Source organism: Deltaproteobacteria bacterium, from assembly GCA_016875395.1.
GTDB lineage: Bacteria > Myxococcota_A > UBA9160 > UBA9160 > UBA6930 > VGRF01.
Map to the genome: position 1 here is coordinate 154877 of VGRF01000005.1, position 15436 is coordinate 170312.

Annotated in this window: 15 protein-coding genes; 9 read left to right on the top strand and 6 right to left on the bottom strand. The window is 69.9% G+C overall.

From position 1 onward, the window contains the following. The first annotated feature begins 8 nt into the window (after window positions 1-8). Window positions 9-548 carry a TIM barrel protein gene (locus FJ091_06390; GenBank protein MBM4382983.1) on the top strand — a complete coding sequence of 180 codons (540 nt, stop codon included), beginning with the start codon at window positions 9-11 and terminating at the stop codon, window positions 546-548. Window positions 549-557: 9 nt separating this feature from the next. On the opposite strand, the gene FJ091_06395 is transcribed toward FJ091_06390, so the two are convergent. Next, a complete protein-coding gene (locus FJ091_06395) occupies window positions 558-1100 on the bottom strand; it encodes a diguanylate cyclase (protein MBM4382984.1) in 543 nt (180 codons plus the stop codon). After that, on the bottom strand, window positions 1009-1464 hold the full coding sequence (locus FJ091_06400; GenBank protein ID MBM4382985.1) for a hypothetical protein: 456 nt from the start codon (window positions 1462-1464) through the stop codon (window positions 1009-1011). The genes FJ091_06395 and FJ091_06400 overlap by 92 nt, the downstream gene beginning before the upstream one ends. Window positions 1465-1754: 290 nt before the next feature. Here FJ091_06400 and FJ091_06405 point away from each other — a divergent pair, with 290 nt between their 5' ends. The 8 genes from FJ091_06405 to FJ091_06440 all read left to right on the top strand — a co-directional run bounded on the left by FJ091_06405 (window position 1755) and on the right by FJ091_06440 (window position 12933). Then, a complete protein-coding gene (locus FJ091_06405; GenBank protein ID MBM4382986.1) occupies window positions 1755-4025 on the top strand; it encodes a DUF3604 domain-containing protein in 2271 nt (756 codons plus the stop codon). Window positions 4026-4156: 131 nt separating this feature from the next. Next, entirely contained in the window at window positions 4157-4540 is a 384-nt protein-coding gene (locus FJ091_06410) for a TonB-dependent receptor plug domain-containing protein (protein ID MBM4382987.1), read from the top strand. A gap of 126 nt (window positions 4541-4666) precedes the next feature. Beyond that, a complete protein-coding gene (locus tag FJ091_06415; protein MBM4382988.1) occupies window positions 4667-6814 on the top strand; it encodes a TonB-dependent receptor in 2148 nt (715 codons plus the stop codon). 102 nt (window positions 6815-6916) lie between these two features. Then, window positions 6917-9145: a DUF3604 domain-containing protein gene (locus tag FJ091_06420; protein ID MBM4382989.1), complete on the top strand. Its 2229-nt coding sequence runs from the start codon at window positions 6917-6919 to the stop codon at window positions 9143-9145. 29 nt (window positions 9146-9174) lie between these two features. Continuing rightward, window positions 9175-9954: an enoyl-CoA hydratase/isomerase family protein gene (locus tag FJ091_06425; protein ID MBM4382990.1), complete on the top strand. Its 780-nt coding sequence runs from the start codon at window positions 9175-9177 to the stop codon at window positions 9952-9954. A 289-nt stretch (window positions 9955-10243) separates the two neighbouring features. After that, window positions 10244-10687, top strand: a complete 444-nt coding sequence (locus tag FJ091_06430; GenBank protein MBM4382991.1) for a DoxX family protein — start codon at window positions 10244-10246, stop codon at window positions 10685-10687. Between the two features lie 7 nt (window positions 10688-10694). Continuing rightward, window positions 10695-11474, top strand: a complete 780-nt coding sequence (locus tag FJ091_06435; GenBank protein MBM4382992.1) for an SDR family oxidoreductase — start codon at window positions 10695-10697, stop codon at window positions 11472-11474. A gap of 13 nt (window positions 11475-11487) precedes the next feature. Next, on the top strand, window positions 11488-12933 hold the full coding sequence (locus FJ091_06440; protein MBM4382993.1) for an FAD-dependent oxidoreductase: 1446 nt from the start codon (window positions 11488-11490) through the stop codon (window positions 12931-12933). A gap of 2 nt (window positions 12934-12935) precedes the next feature. Here FJ091_06440 and FJ091_06445 read toward each other — a convergent pair whose 3' ends face one another. The 4 genes from FJ091_06445 to FJ091_06460 all read right to left on the bottom strand — a co-directional run bounded on the left by FJ091_06445 (window position 12936) and on the right by FJ091_06460 (window position 15409). Beyond that, window positions 12936-13145, bottom strand: a complete 210-nt coding sequence (locus FJ091_06445) for a type II toxin-antitoxin system RelE/ParE family toxin (GenBank protein ID MBM4382994.1) — start codon at window positions 13143-13145, stop codon at window positions 12936-12938. Window positions 13146-13254: 109 nt separating this feature from the next. After that, window positions 13255-13473 (bottom strand): hypothetical protein, encoded by a 219-nt coding sequence (locus FJ091_06450; protein MBM4382995.1) that lies wholly within the window; start codon window positions 13471-13473, stop codon window positions 13255-13257. A 78-nt stretch (window positions 13474-13551) separates the two neighbouring features. Continuing rightward, the gene (locus tag FJ091_06455) at window positions 13552-14190 is read right to left on the bottom strand and encodes an HAD family phosphatase (GenBank protein ID MBM4382996.1); all 639 of its coding nucleotides are present in this window, start codon (window positions 14188-14190) and stop codon (window positions 13552-13554) included. Window positions 14191-14359: 169 nt separating this feature from the next. Next, window positions 14360-15409: an LLM class F420-dependent oxidoreductase gene (locus FJ091_06460; protein ID MBM4382997.1), complete on the bottom strand. Its 1050-nt coding sequence runs from the start codon at window positions 15407-15409 to the stop codon at window positions 14360-14362. Between the last annotated feature and the right edge of the window lie 27 nt (window positions 15410-15436).

A 15436-nucleotide genomic window follows, 5' to 3' on the forward strand; every position in this document is an offset into this window, starting at 1 on the left:
CGCATGGCGTGAATGCCGTCGCCAGCGAAGCGGAGGCGCGCTCGCTGTTCGCGTTCGCGAAGCGAGCGCGAGTTCCAGTGCTTTCGATCGCGCCCGACGCGGAGGTGTTGGGAGCGCTCGATGCGCTGTGCGCGGAGCACGCGGAGGTGCGGCTCGCGATTCACAATCACGGGCCGGGCATGGCATGGGAGACGATCGAGGAGATCGAGGCGGCGCTCTCGGAGAGGCATCCGAGCTTCGGCGCTTGCGTCGACACGGGGCACTTCATTCGCAGCGGCATCGATCCCACCCTGGCGCTGCGGCGTTTCGGTGCGCGCGTGCACGGCGTGCACCTCAAGGACTTCGTCAGCGAAGGTGCGTTCGCGGAGGGCTGCATCCTCGGCGCGGGCAAGCTCGATCTCGACGCGGTGTTTCGCGCGCTGCGCGAGATCGAGTTCCGCGGCGCGCTCTCGCTCGAGTACGAGCGCAGTCCCGAGAACGTCGTGCCAGGTCTCGTCGCGTGTCTGCGCGCCGCGTCGGAGGCGGCGGAGCGCGTTTCGCGCAGCTGAGCTCGGGCCTCAGGCCGCCCGCTGCGTGCGCCAACGCGCGAGGGCGGCGCGCGTCGCCGCGAGCCTCAGCGCCGAGTCGGCGTCGAGCGCTTCTCTCGGCAGCGCGGCGATGCCGAAGGTCAGCGCGAGGGCGATCGGCTCGCGCTGGCCATCCTTCACCAGCGCGATCGTGGAGAGTTCGTCACGCAGCTGCTCGAAGCGGCGCGCGAGGTCGGGATGATCGGCATCGACGAGGCCCATCGCGAAGGCGTCGGCGTGCACGCGACCCAACAAGTCGGTCGTGCGGAAGCGGTCCTCGATCATGCGCGCGAGCCAGCGTGTGAGCGCGCTCGCGAACGCCTCGCCGTGTGTTTGCCGGATCTCGTGCAGCGATGTGAGCTCGATGCGCACGACGCTGAGCGGCCGCTGTGCCGCGCGCGCTCGCTCGCAGGACGCGGCGAGGCAGCGCGCGAATGCGGCTTCATGCAGCGCGCCGCTCGCGGGGGTCGCGAATCGCGAGGCGCGCGAGGCTGCGCCGGCGGCGCGCGGCGAGCGTGCTCGCGACGCCTGCAGAGCTCACGATCGCGAGGTCGGGTGTGAGTGCCAGCAGCGAGAGTTCGCCGCGATGGCTCGCGAATCCGCCGAGCGCCGCGGCGAAGGCGCAGGCGCGCGGGTCGCCGCGCACGGACAGCGCCGCGAGCGCCAGCACCACGAGCGCGAGTGCGTGTCGCGCGTCGACAAGCGAGAGCGCAGCTCGCACGGCGAGCAGGAGCACGCCGACGAGCGCGAGCGCGAGCAGCAGCGCTCCCAGGAACTCGACGATCGGCCGCGGGCGCTCGTGAACGCCCTCGAGTCGCGCCGCGAGCGCGACGCCGCCGACGACCGGGAGCAGCAAAGCGAGGCGCGCGAGCGCGGTTCCCGCGTTGCTCGCGGGCATCCGCGAGCACGAGCGGAAGCGTGAGCAGCGCGACGATCGTGAGGTGCGCCATGCCCCGGCGCGGCGCCGCCATCGCGACCAGCTCGTCTTCCGGCGCGCCGAGCACGAAACGCTTCAGCGCGAGCCGCGCGCGCGCCGGCCAGGCGCGCACGCGCAGCGGCGCACCGAGTGCGAACTCGTAGGGCGCGATCGCAGCGAACGCGGGCGGCACCATCCGCGATTTCTCGGCGCTGCGGCCCGCGGGCTTGATCGCGTTGCGTGTAGGCTGCGCGCGCTCGGGAGGGGTGCGCGTGAAGAGAATCCTCGGCGTGTTCGGGCTCCTGCTGCTCGCGGCGGCAGGCCTCGTGTTCGCGGGCGGCGAAGGCTGGCTCGGCGACACCGAGACGCCCGGCACGATTCGCGGGCCGGCACGAAGTGCGACTCGCGTCGCGAACGAAGCGAGCACGCAGCTTCTCGCCGCACGCGCGCTCGCCGTGGACGCGCCGAAGCAGGTTCTGTTCGGCGACCTGCACGTGCACACCTCGTTCTCGTTCGACGCATTCATGCTCAGCCTGCCCGCCGCGGTCGGGGAGGGCGCGCATCCGCCCGCCGATGCTTGCGACTTCGCGCGCCACTGCTCGGCGCTCGACTTCTGGTCGATCAACGACCACGCCGAGGGCCTGACGAGCGCGAACTGGCTCGACACGGTCGAGTCCGTGCGCCAGTGCAACGCCGTCGCGGGCGACGCGACGAATCCCGACACCGTCGCGTTCCTCGGCTGGGAGTGGACGCAGATCGGCGCCACGCCCGCCGACCACTTCGGGCACAAGAACATCGTGCTGCGGGGCCTCGACGACGCCGACGTGCCCGCGCGCCCGATCGCGGCCGGCGGCGCGGCTCTCCGGATCCGCGAGAGCGGCGGCCCCAACTTCTTCGTGCGGGCTTACGCCTCGCTGCTGGGCGGCCACGAGCGCTACCGCGATCTGGCCCGCTACTTCGCGGAGCGCGATCCCACGCAGCGCTGCGCCGAGGGCGTGCCGGTGCGCGAGCTGCCCGCCGACTGCCTCGAAGTGGCGGAAACACCAGCGGTGCTGTTCGACAAGCTCGACGACTGGGGCGTCGACTCGTTCGTGATCCCGCACGGGACGACGTGGGGCATGTACACGCCGCCGGGCTCGACGTGGGACAAGCAGCTCGCGGGGCGCATGCAAGACGACGATCGCCAGACTCTGCTCGAGGTGTTCTCGGGCCACGGCGACTCCGAGCAGTACCGCGACTTCCGCGACGTCGAATTCGACGCCGAGGGGAAGCCGTCGTGTCCGCCGCCGCAGCCCGACTACTTGCCCTCGTGCTGGCGCGCGGGCGAGATCATTCGCGAGCGCTGCCTCGCAGAGAACACGAGCGCCGAGGAGTGCGACGAGCGCGCCGCGCGCACGCGGCAGCTGGCGGCGGACGCAGGCGTGCCTGGGCATCTCGTCGTCGACGGCGAGAGCGCCGCGGATTGGCTCGATGCCGGGCAGTGCCGCGACTGCGATCAACCCGCGTTCAACTACCGGCCCGGCGGCAGCGCGCAGTACATCGCGGCGCTCGGCAGCTGGGACGACGAGGCGAAGCCGCCGCGCCGCTTCCGCTTCGGCTTCGTCGCCGCGAGCGACAACCACTTCGCGCGCCCCGGCACGGGCTTCAAGCAGAAGAACCGGCGAGGCAACACCGAGTCGAACGGCGAGCCGGCGACCGGCCTGCTCGCACGCTGGCAGAGTGCGCAGCAGATGCCGCCGTCGTCGCAGCCGCGCCCCTTCGATCCCGCGCAGTTCTCAGGCTTTCAGCTGACCGAGACCGAGCGGCAGGGCTCGTTCTTCATGATGGGCGGGCTCACCGCGGTACACGCGAGCGGGCGCGATCGCGACTCGATCTGGAGCGCGTTCGAGCGACGCGAGGTGTACGGCACCACCGGTCAGCGCACGCTGCTCTGGTTCGATCTCGTGAACGCGCCCGGCGGCCCGGCGCCGATGGGCGCGCAGCTCGCACTGTCGGAGGCGCCGGTGTTTCGCGTGCGCGCGCAGGGTGCGTTCGAGCAGCAGCCGGGCTGCCCCGACGAGTCGTCTCGTGCGCTCGGCCCCGACGGAATCGAGCGGCTGTGCAAAGGCGAGTGCCACAACCCGAGCGACGTGCGCCGCCCGATCACACGCATCGAGATCGTGCGCATTCGCCCGCAGCAAGCGCCCGGCGAAGCCATCGCGGAGCTGATCGACGATCCGTTCCTCGTGCACGCCTGCGCGCCCGACAGCGCGGGCTGCACCTTCGAGTTCACCGACGCGGAGTTCCCGACGCTCGGCCGCGAGGCGCTCTACTACGCGCGCGTTTACGAAGCGCCGGATCGAGCGATCAACGCCGGCGGGATTCAGTGCGAGCGCGATGAAGCGGGCAACTGCGTGAAGGCGCAGCTGTGCCCCGGTGCAGGCGGAGTCGCCGACGACTGCCTCGCCGAGCGTGAGCCGCGCGCGTGGTCGTCACCGATCTACTTGAATTGGCGCGCGCCGGCGGGCCAGCCCGCTGCAACGGCGGTGGCTTCGCGTGAGTGACGCCTAGTCAGCGCCTGAACTGAGCGTTTTCCCCCTTCCGCGGCGCGAGAGCAGCGTTCAGAATGCGCACCCTTTGGGGCGCGCGTCGCGTGCGCGCCCGAGTTGGTGCCAGCTCACACAGGAGACTCTGCATGTTCGCGCCCATCACCCCCGTGCGCGCGCTCGCCGCGCTCGCGCTGACCCTCTCGCTCGCGATTCCGCTCGCCGCGCAAGAAGAGGCCGCGCCCGCCGAGGCGCCCGCCGCGGAAGAGGCCGCGCCCGACTACGGCGTGGAAGAGATCACGATCACGGCGACGCGCCGCACGCAGAGCGTGCAGGAAGTGCCGATCGCGGTCACCGCGATCACGGCCGAAGGCCTTGAGGCGCGCGGCATCGCCGACGTGAAGGACCTCCAGCAAGTCGCGCCGAGTCTCGTGATCACCTCGTCGAACAGCAGCACGAACGGCGGCGTGATCCGCATCCGCGGCGTCGGCACCTCGGGCAACAATCCCGGCCTCGAGTCCGCGGTGGGCTAGTTCATCGACGGCGTCTACCGCAGCCGCGCCGGTCTCGCGCTGCAGGACCTGATCGATGTCGAGCGCGTCGAGATTCTGCGCGGCCCGCAGGGCACGCTGTTCGGCAAGAACACCTCCGCGGGCCTCGTGCACGTCATCACGAAGCGCCCCGAGTTCGATTGGGACGGCCACGTGCAGGCGACCGTCGGCAACTACGACATGCGCAAGGTTCAGGGCAGCGTGACGGGTCCGGTCTTCGAGGAGAAGCTCGCCTTCCGCCTCGCCGGGATTTACCACCTGCGCGACGGCTTCTACGACGACATCGACACGAGCGACACCTTCGAGGACCGCGATCGCTGGTCGCTCAAGGGCCAGCTGCTGTTCGCGCCGACCGAGAGCTTCGACGTTCGCTTCATCGCGGACTACACGAAGATGCGCGAGCACTGCTGCCCCGCGGTGCAGACGCTCGTGGGAGCGAACGGCGTCCTGCTGCAGAGCGACCCGAGCGCGGGCCTCGACGCGAGCTTCCCGGGTGCGGTCGTCACGACCACGGATCGAGATCTCCGGCCGGAGTCCGGGGGGAACCTCAAGGTGGGGACCAACTCGGATCCCTTCGAGTTCGTCGACGATTGGGGCCTGTCGGCGGAAGCGAACTGGGATCTCGACGTGGTGAAAGTGAAATCGATCCTCGCGCACCGTCAGTCCGACATCTCGCGCGGGCAGGACATCGACTTCACCAACGTCGACGTGCTCGCACCCGGCGACACCAACGAGAAGTGGAAGAACTGGAGCCTCGAGTTTCAGGTGGGCGGGACTGTCGAAGCGCTGCTCAACGTCGATTGGTTGGTCGGTTGGTACGGGTACTCCGAGGATCTGCGGAACTCGGGCGAGGTGAAGGTCGCGAGCGCCGCTGGCCGGTACATCGAGCTCCAGGTTTATCGCGCCGGGGTCCCACAGATCTTCGACTTCGAGAGTCGTTTCAACGCTGGCGAAGGGCGCGAGTCGGTCTTCAGCCAAGACACCAAGGGCTGGTCGCTCTTCACTCACAACATCTTTCACCCGGCCGATCGACTCACCTTCACGATCGGCGCGCGCTACGGCTGGGAGCGCAAGGAGGGCTCGGCCATCCACGGGAGCGCCGCGCCCGGGCAGCTCGCGAGCGCTCCGTTCTGCGACCGCGTGACCACGTTCGGACCCACGCCGGCGGGCGGCGCATTCGCCCTCGCGCTGGCGACGTCGTTGCGGCAGAACCTCACGAACACGTGTGACAACTTCAGCTGGGAAGATTCGTTCGTGAGACGCAACTGGAGCGGCACCGTGCAGCTCGGTTACGCGTTCACGGACGACATCAACTCGTACGTGAGCGTCTCGCGCGGCTACAAGGCGGGCGGCTTCAACCTCGATGGTGACGCGTTCAACTGCGCGGTCGTCGACATCGCGCGCAACGCGCAACCGACTGCCACCGCGGTCCTCTCGGGGTCGGCGCAGCACGGCGTATGGTGCGAGCCGGAGAACAACACGAAGTTCGGCCCCGAGGAATCGCTGAACTACGAGCTCGGCCTGAAGTCGCAGCTGTTCGACGGACGGATCACAGCGAACCTCGCGCTCTTCTGGACCGACTTCGAAGACTTCCAGCTCAACACCTTCACGGGGCTCGGCTTCATCATCAGCAACATCAACAAGGTCCGTTCCCGCGGCGTCGAGCTCGAGGTCAGCGCGTATCCGATCGAGGGCATGATCGCGACGGCGTCTGTGACCTTCGCGGACACCCGCTACGGCAACCTCGGTCCGGAGGGGTGCTTCGAGACGCAGTACCCCGATCTGTCGGTCAATCGCTGCCCGAACAACGTCGGCACGGGCGGCCTCGATACGCTGCCGTTCCCGCCGGGGGGCACGGGAAACTTCTTCCCGAGCGACAACCTCGCCGACGGCAGCCGCATCCCGCAGGCGTCCGACTGGACCGCGAGCTTCAGCCTCGCGTACCAGCACCCGCTCTTCGACACCGGCTGGTCGTGGTATGGCGGCGGCAACCTCTACTACCGCGGCGACTACTCCTCGAGCTCGGACCTCGACCCGCGCAAGGCGGTCGACGCCTACGTGAAGCTGAACCTCCAGGCTGGTTTCCGCTCGCCGGGCGAGCGCTTCGACATCCAGCTGTGGGCGAACAACGTGACGGACGAGATCACCACGATCGGCTACTTCGACTCCGTGTTCCAAGGCGGCAGCATCAGCGCGTTCCGCCAGGCGCCGCGCATGTACGGCGTGACGGCGACGTACAACTTCGGCGCGGAGTAAACCCGCACGCTTCAACGCGGAGGCCGGCGATCGCGCACGCGGTCGCCGGCCTCTCGCATTTCGGCACGCGCGCGTGGCACGCTCCGCGCGCTCGGAGGAGCCATGAAGAAGCTGGGCACTGCGCTCGCAGCGTTGTTGTTACTGGCGGGCGCCGCTTACCTCGTCACGAGCGAGGCCGGCCGTGGGCGCTTCGGCGCGCACGAGGAGCCGGGCACACCCCGCACGACTGCGCGCAGCTTTGCGCCCGCAGCTGCCGGCGCGAAGCAGATCCTGTACGGCGACCTGCACGTGCACACCACGTTCTCCGACGACGCATTCAGCTTCAGCTTGCCGGCGCTCGGCGGCGAAGGCGCGCATCCCCCGGCGGACGCGTGCGACTTCGCGCGCTTCTGCTCGGCGCTCGACTTCTGGTCGATCAACGACCACGCGGAGCGCCTCACGCCGCGGCATTGGAGCGAGATCGTCGAGTCCGTGCGGCAGTGCAACGCGGTGACCGACGAGGCGAATCCGGACACGGTCGCGTTTCTCGGCTGGGAGTGGACGCAGATCGGCGACACGCCCGAGAACCACTACGGCCACAAGAACGTCGTGCTCGCGCACACGGACGACGCGCGCATTCCCGCGCGTCCGATCGGCGCCGAGCGCCCTGCGACGCGCAACTTGGTGGCCGTGCCGGTGCTCGGACGCGGCTTCATCGCGTTGACCGAAGGCGGTCGGTACCACGACTTCGCGCGGTTCCAGGCCGACAGCGACGCGGCGCCGATCTGCGCGAAGGGGGTGCCCGCGCGCGATCTCTCGAAGGACTGCATCGAGCTCGCGGCCACGCCCGCAGAGCTGTTCGCGAAGCTCGACGACTGGGGCCACGACTCGATCGTGATCCCGCACGGCACCACGTGGGGCATGTACACGCCGATGGGATCGGCGTGGGACAAGCAGCTGGTGGGCGACATGCACGACGAGGATCGCCAGACGCTGATCGAGGTGATGTCGGGCCACGGCGACAGCGAGGTCTATCGCGACTGGGAAGACATCGCGTGGGACGCGGACGGCAAGCCCGTGTGCCCCGCGCCGAAGCCTGATTACTTGCCGTCGTGCTGGCGCGCGGGTGAGATCATTCGTGAGCGCTGCGCCGTAGTGGGCGAAAGTGCCGAGGAGTGCGAGGCGCGCGCAGTCCAAGCGCGCGCGAACTACGTCGCGATCGGGCTGCCCGGGCACCTCAGCGTGCCCGGCGCGCGCGCCGAGGACTGGCTCGACTCGGGGCAGTGCCGCGACTGCAAGACGCCCGCGTTCAACTACCGCCCGCGCGGCGCGATGCAGTACATCTTCGCGCTCGGCAACTTCGACGGCGGCGGCGCGCCACGCCGCTTCCGCTTCGGCGTGATGGCCGCGAGCGACAACCACTTCGCGCGGCCGGGCACGGGCTACAAGCCGCTGCGCGAAGGCCACAGCGAATCGATGAATCGCGCGGCGCTGCCGGCCGCGGACAGCCCGATCGCGCGCACCATGGCGCCGCCCCCGGTTGAGCCGCAGCCGCGCTCGGTGAAGGAGCTGCCGCCGGGACTCTCGGGCTTCCAGCTGTTCGAGACCGAGCGCCAGCAGTCGTACCTGACAACCGGCGGCCTCACCGCGGTGCACGCCGACGGCCGCGACCGCGGCGCGATCTGGCGCGCGCTCCAGCGCCGCGAGGTCTACGGCACGAGCGGCCACCGCATGCAGCTCTGGTTCGACCTCGTGAATCCGCCCGGCGCAGAACCGGGCGAGACGCTGCCGATGGGCAGCGAGGTCGCGATGAGCGAAGCGCCCACGTTCCAAGTGCGCGCGCTCGGCTCCTTCGAGCAGAAGCCCGGCTGCCCCGACGAGAGCGTGGATGCGCTCGGTCCGGGCGACGTGCAGCGCATTTGCCGCGGCGAGTGCCACAACCCGAGCGACGTGCGGCGCCCGATCACGCGCATCGAGATCGTGCGCATTCGGCCCCAACGAGTCGCTGGGGAGAACATCGCGCAGCTGATCGAGGACGCGTGGATGACGGTCCCGTGTTCTCCAAGCTCGGAAGGTTGCACTGTGACACTGAGCGATCCCGAGTTCGCGAGCGCGGGCCGCGAGACGCTCTACTACGCGCGCGCCTTCGAGGCGCCCATCGACACCGTGAACGCTGGCGGCGTGCGCTGCGAGCGCGACGCGAACGGCAACTGCACGAGCGTGAACCTGTGTGCGCGCAACGACCCGAGCGAGCACTGCCTCACGCCCGAGGAGCCGCGCGCGTGGTCGTCTCCGATCTGGGTCATGCCCGCAGCGCCGCCCGCGACCGCGGAGGCGGTCGCAGCGCGCTGAGTCCGTAACGACTCGAACGAGGAGCCCCGATGAGCGCGATTCTCTACGACGTGACTGATGGCATCGCGACGATCACGATCAACCGCCCCGAGAAGCGCAACGCGATGTCGTTCGTGGTGCTGGGCGAGTTCATCGAGGCGACGAAGCGCGCGGGCACGGACGACGCCGCGCGCGTCGTGATCGTGACCGGCGCGGGCGGCGCGTTCTGCGCGGGCACCGATCTCTCGGATCTGGCGAGCCGCCCTCCCGAGAACCGTGGCCTGCGCGGCCGCGCGGACGAGACCGATCGCTGGTGGCCGCTCGTGACATGCCCGAAGCCCGTGATCGCGGCAGTCGACGGCGCGGCGGTCGGCATGGGCGCGGAGTTCACGAGCCAGTGCGACGTGCGCATCGCTTCGACTCGCGCGCGCTTCGCCTGGAACTTCGCGCATCGCGGCCTCGTGCCCGACACGGGCGCCGGGACGTGGATCCTGCCGCGCTTGTTAGGGCACTCGCGCGCGCTCGAGCTGCTCTACTCGGGCCGCTTCGTGGACGCGCAGGAGGCGCTCGCGATCGGCTACGTGCTGAAGGTCGTGGAGCCCGAGAAGCTGCTGGACGAGGCGCGCTCGCTGGCGGTGAGCTTTCTCGCGGGCTCGCCGCTCTCGCACCGGCTACTGAAGGACCTCGTCTATCAGGGCGAGTCGCGCGACTTCGGCGCGCACATGGATGCGCACACCGGCGCGATGAAGACGTGCTTTTCGTCCGATGACCACCGCGAGGGCGTCGCGTCGTTCCTCGAGCGCCGGCCCGCGAAGTTCACGGGGCGCTAGGTCTGCATCGGTCGGGGATGTCCCGGGGCGCTTCGTAGTGCGCAGTTCGAGGTGCTGCGTGGCAGCGCCCCGGTTTCCTTGTGCTTCGCTCGCCTCCGCAGACTCCGGCTCGCTGCGCGCCGCGCCACGCATCGAGCACGAACCTGCAGGGCGCTCGCGGCTTGCGGTTCACATCGAGCCCGCGTTTCGTCGTCATTGGCGCAGCGGCGGCGCGGGTCGCCGCTTCGCTTCTTCCTTCGCTCGGGATCACGCGCTGCGGTAGAAAGCGCGCTTCGCACTCGGAGACCCCATGGACCTCGCCTCGCTGCTCACCGGCCCGCTGTTCGCGGGCGCGCTCGACCTTGCGCTGCTCGTCGGGCGCGTCGCGATCGGCGTGTGCTTCGTGATTCACGCGCTCGGCAAGCTCGGGCTCGTGGGCACGGGCAACATGCAGGGCTTCACGGACTGGCTGCGCAGCCTCGGCGTGCCGATGCCCGAGCTCAACGCGCGCATGGCGATGCTCTCCGAGCTGCTCGGCGGCAGCGCGCTCGCGCTCGGCCTGATGACTCGCCCAGCGTGCGCGGTGCTGATCGGCACGATGGCCGTCGCGGGCGTGCTCGGGCACAAAGGCGCGGGCTACCTGATCACGAACAACCCGCCCGGCGCCGAGTACACGATCAACCTCGCGGTGATCTGCGCGATGTTCTTCCTGCTCGGCCCCGGCGCGTACTCGCTCGACGCGCTGCTGTTCTGAGCCTTCGATGCGACTCGCGAACAAGATCGCCCTGATCACTGGCGCGGCGCGCGGAACGGGTGAGCAGACCGCGCGACTGTTCGCGGCGGAGGGAGCGCGCGTCGTGATCGGCGACGTGCTCGAGGCCGAGGGGCGCGCGGTGGCGCAGTCGCTCGGGGCGGCAGCGCACTTCGTGAAGCTCGACGTCACGAGCGAGGCGAGCTGGGCGGGCGCGGTGGAGGAGACGCGCGCTCGCTTCGGCGGGCTGAACGTGCTCGTGAACAACGCGGGCCTCTTGCACCGCGCGCCGCTGGAGGAGACGAGCGTCGATACGTACGAGCGCTTGTTTCGCGTGAACCAGCTGGGCCCGTTCCTCGGCATCAAGGCCGTTACGCCCGCGCTGAAGGCCGCAGGCGGCGGCTCGATCGTGAACATCTCCTCGATCGACGGCCTCATGGCCCACAACAACCTCGTCGCCTACGCCTCGACCAAGTGGGCGCTGCGCGGCATCACGCGCGTCGCGGCGCTCGAGCTCGGCGTGCACGGCATCCGCGTCAACGCGGTGTGCCCCGAGGTCGGTGGCCCCGCGATGCGCGCGCCCTACGTGCCCGCGGGCATCGACCCCGAGAAGATTCTCGCGATCGCGCACGAAATCATTCCGTACAACCGCAAGCGCGAGCCCGTCGAGCTGATCCGCGATGTCGCGCGCATGGTGCTGTTCCTCGCGTCGGACGAGTCGCTCTCGTGCACCGGGGCGGACTACGCGGTGGATGCGGGCGGCAGCGCCGGCGTGCGCACCAAGTACTGAGCGGGAGGCGACGTTGCTTCGCACAGGAATTCGCGCGCTCTCCGAGATTCCGCGTTTCGACGAGGAGTGCGACGTGCTCGTCGTCGGCCTCGGCTGCGCGGGCGCGAGCGCGGCGATCGAGGGGCGCGAGGGCGGCGCCGACGTGATCGCGCTCGAGCGCTCGAGCGGCGGCGGCGGCACCTCCGCGATGTCGGGCGGCGTGCTCTATCTCGGCGGCGGCACCAAGCTGCAGCGCGCGTGCGGCTTCGAGGATTCGCCCGAGGAGATGTTCAAGTACTTGATGGCTTCGGTCGGCAAGTCGCCCGACGAGGCGAAGATCCGCCCCTACTGCGAAGAGAGCCCTGCGCACTACGACTGGATCTGCGCGCAGGGCGTGCCGTTCAAGGAGACGTTCTATTACGGCTGCTCGGGTGAGCCGCCGACCGACGACGGCCTCGTGTGGTCCGGGTCGGAGAAGACGCACCCGTTCAAGGATCTCGCAAAGCCGGCGCCGCGTGGCCACGTGCCGAAGCATCCGCACCAGACCGGCCACGTGATCATGAAGCACATGATCGCGAGCGCTCGCGCGCGCGGCGCGCGGATCCAGGGCGACTCGCGCGTGACGGCGCTCGTGCTCGCGGCGGATGGCGCGGTCGTGGGCGCGGTCGCCGAGAGCTACGGCAAGGAGCGCACGCTGCGCGCGCGCGGCGGCGTGGTGATCGCGACGGGCGGCTTCGTGCTGAACGACGAGATGCTGCGCACGTGGGTGCCCGACGGCCTGCGCTGCTCGATGCGCGTCGCGGCCGACGGCGACGACGGCAGCGGCATTCGCCTCGGCATGGCGGCGGGCGCCGACGTCGCGCACATGGACAAGGCCTCGGTCTCGCTGCCGGTCACGCAGCCGTGGGGTCTCAAGCGCGGCGTGATCGTCAACGCGCAGGGCCAGCGCTTCATCAACGAGGACACCTATTACGGACGGCTGGGTGAGTGGGCGCTCTTCCACCACGGCGGCCGCGCGTGGATGATCGTCGACGACGAGATCTTCGAGAAGAACGAGTACCCGAACACCGGCAACGTCGCGGCGGCGGGCGAGACGATCGCGGAGCTCGAAGCCGAGCTCGGCTTCGCGAAGGGCACGCTCGAGCGCACCGTCGCGCTCTACAACGAGTACGCCGCGAGAGGCGAGGATCCGCTGTTCGGGAAGCAGGCGGAGTGGCTGAAACCGCTCACGAAGCCGCCCTTCGGCGCGCTGCACTGCTCCACCGAGAACTGTCTCTACGCGGTGTTCACGCTCGGCGGACTCGTCACGGACGCCGAGGGACGCGTGCTCGATCCGGGCCGCCGCGTCATCGCCGGCCTCTACGCCGCCGGCCGCGCGAGCGCGGGCATCGCGGTGGGCAGCTACTCGAGCGGCCTGTCATTAGGGGACGGCACGTTCTTCGGGCGACGCGCGGGCAGGGCGGCGGCGAAGGGGCGGTGAGATCAGCGCATGGGCCGGCGCGCGAATGGGCCAGGCCCGCGGCTCGTGTGCCAGATCGCAAGGACCTCGATTCGCCTCCGTGCCTCGTCGACCCGGTAGTAAACGAAGTACCCCGCGCGAGGCAGAAGCACTCGCCGCACTCCACGCAAGTGGGGTTGAGCGCGCTGGCCGATGCTCGGGTGGTCCGTGATCAGGCGCAGCGCAACCGTCAGCTCGACGCGAAACGCGTGCGGAGCCGCGCGCCGATTGCGTCGCTACCACCCGGAGATTCGGCGGAGCTCGACTCGTGCGCGCGGAGTGAAGGCGAAGCCGAAGGGTCGCTCACTTGATTCGTTCAAGTTCCCGCATCACCGCGGGACCGTCGATCAGCCGCCCCTCGTCCGCCTCACGAACGGACAGAAGCAGCAGCTGTTCTTGCTCTGGGGTGAGCTCAAATGCGCTCTCGTCGGCGAGGCCAACGACTACCTCGGCGCCGTCGCAGAGTTGTTCGCCCTCGACGACGATCTTGCCGGCCTTCACCTTGCCTTTGACGAAGCGCATGCCCGCGAACCTATCCCCGCCCCGCGCCCCCGTCGACGACGAACATCGTCAAAGTGCGTCCGCTCGCGTTCGTTTCGCTCAGAGCAGCGCGTCGAGCGCTGCGAGCGCGTCCGCGAGATCGCTCTTCACGAGCACGCCGCGAATGCCGAGCGCCTCGGCGGCGGCGACGTTGCTCGCCGCGTCGTCGAGGAACAGGCACTCCTCGGGCGCGACCTCACCTAACAACGCGAGCGTGTGCTGGAAGATCGCGGGGTTCGGCTTGCGCATGCGCACCTCGCTCGAGTCGACGATCACCTGAAAAAGCTCGCCTGTGGGGAGCATTTTCCGCCACGACTCGCGGAACTCCACGATGTTGTTCGTGACGAGCGCGGTGCGATAGCCGCGTTCCACCACGGCGCGCGCGCGCGCGACCATCGCGTCGTAGGCGCCGCGCGGGCCGTTCGCCATCGACGCGAAGAGCTTGAACGGATCCGCGTCGACGCCCTCCGCACGCCCGAGCTCGAGGATCGCGTTGCGTGCATCCATCAGCGCGATCTCGCCGCGTTCGAGGCGATGCCACGGGTGGTCCGTGTCTTCGTGATACGGCCCGAACACCAGCTCGAGCACGCGCTCGGGGCTCGCGCCGATCTGCGCGCCGTAGCTCCTCGCACCGTCGAAGGGGCTCGGCGTGAAGACGCCGCCGAAGTCGAAGAGCACTGCGCGCGTGCGGGTGGTCATGAGGCGCGAGGCGCGCCTGCGCAGCGGCTCCGGCGGGCGGAAGCCCGGTCGTCGCGCGCGGGTTGCTCGGCGGATGCTGCGGGCGGCGCTGCGCGCCGCCGCTGATCCGCTCGTCTCGGTGTGGCGTGGGGTGCGCGGGTTCGCTCGTGCGGGCGTGGCTGGCAGCGCGTCACAGCGGCTTCAGCTCCGCCACTTCCGCCATCACCTCGAGCGCGCGCTCCTGCTCCGTGTGCAGCGTGAGCCCCGTCAGGCCCTCGAGGTCGCGCCACGCGCGGAAGCGCTCGCGGATGCGTGCGGGCGGCCCGATCAGCGCGCCCTGATCCACGTACTCGTCGGGCACCGCGGCGAACGCCTCGGCCTTCTTGCCCGCGAGGAAAAGCTCCTGAATCCGCTCCGCCGCCTCGGGAAAGCCGCGCAGCTTCATAATCTCCTTGTGGAAGTTCTTGCTCTTCGCGCCCATGCCGCCGACGTAGAGGCCGATGAACGGCTTCTGCTTGTCGATCGCGCCGCGCACGTCGTCGGTCACGTTGACCTGGCAGCCGCCCTGGATCTCGAAGCCGCGCCCGAGTCCTTTGCCGCCGCCCGCCTTCGCGAAGCCGTTCTCGAGCCACGGCTTGAAGATCTGCTTCGTCTCCGGGTTGTATCCCATCGGCAGCCAGCCATCGGCGAGCTCAGCTGTTAGGGCGACGTTCGCAGGCTGGCCGGTGCCGAGAAAAATCTTCGTCGCCGGGTCGGTGTGCAGCACGCTCTTCAGCGGCTTGCCGAGGCCCGACGAACCGGGGCCGCGATACGGCAGCTGAATCTCGGGGCCGTCGTGCGACACGGGTCCCTCGCGCCGTAACACCTTGCGCACGATCTCCACGTAGTCGCGCAGCCGCGCGTTCGGCTTGCCCCACGGCGTGCCGTACCAGCCCTCGACGATCTGCGGACCCGAGAGACCGAGGCCGATGATCACGCGGCCTCCTCCCGCGAGCTGATCGACCGTCGCCATCGCGAGCGCCGTCGCGGCCGGCGTGCGCGCCGCGGTCTGGATCACCGCCGTGCCGAGGCGGATGCGCTTCGTGTGTGCGGCGATGTAGGCGAGCGGCGTGATCGCGTCCTGCCCGTAGATCTCCGCCGTCCACACCGAGTCGAAGCCGAGCTGCTCGGCCTTCACGACGCGCTCGATGGGCACCTTCACCTGCGGGTTCGCCCACTGCAGTGCGAGTCCGAGCTTCACGTGCGCCTCCTTCGCGAGAGCGAGTGG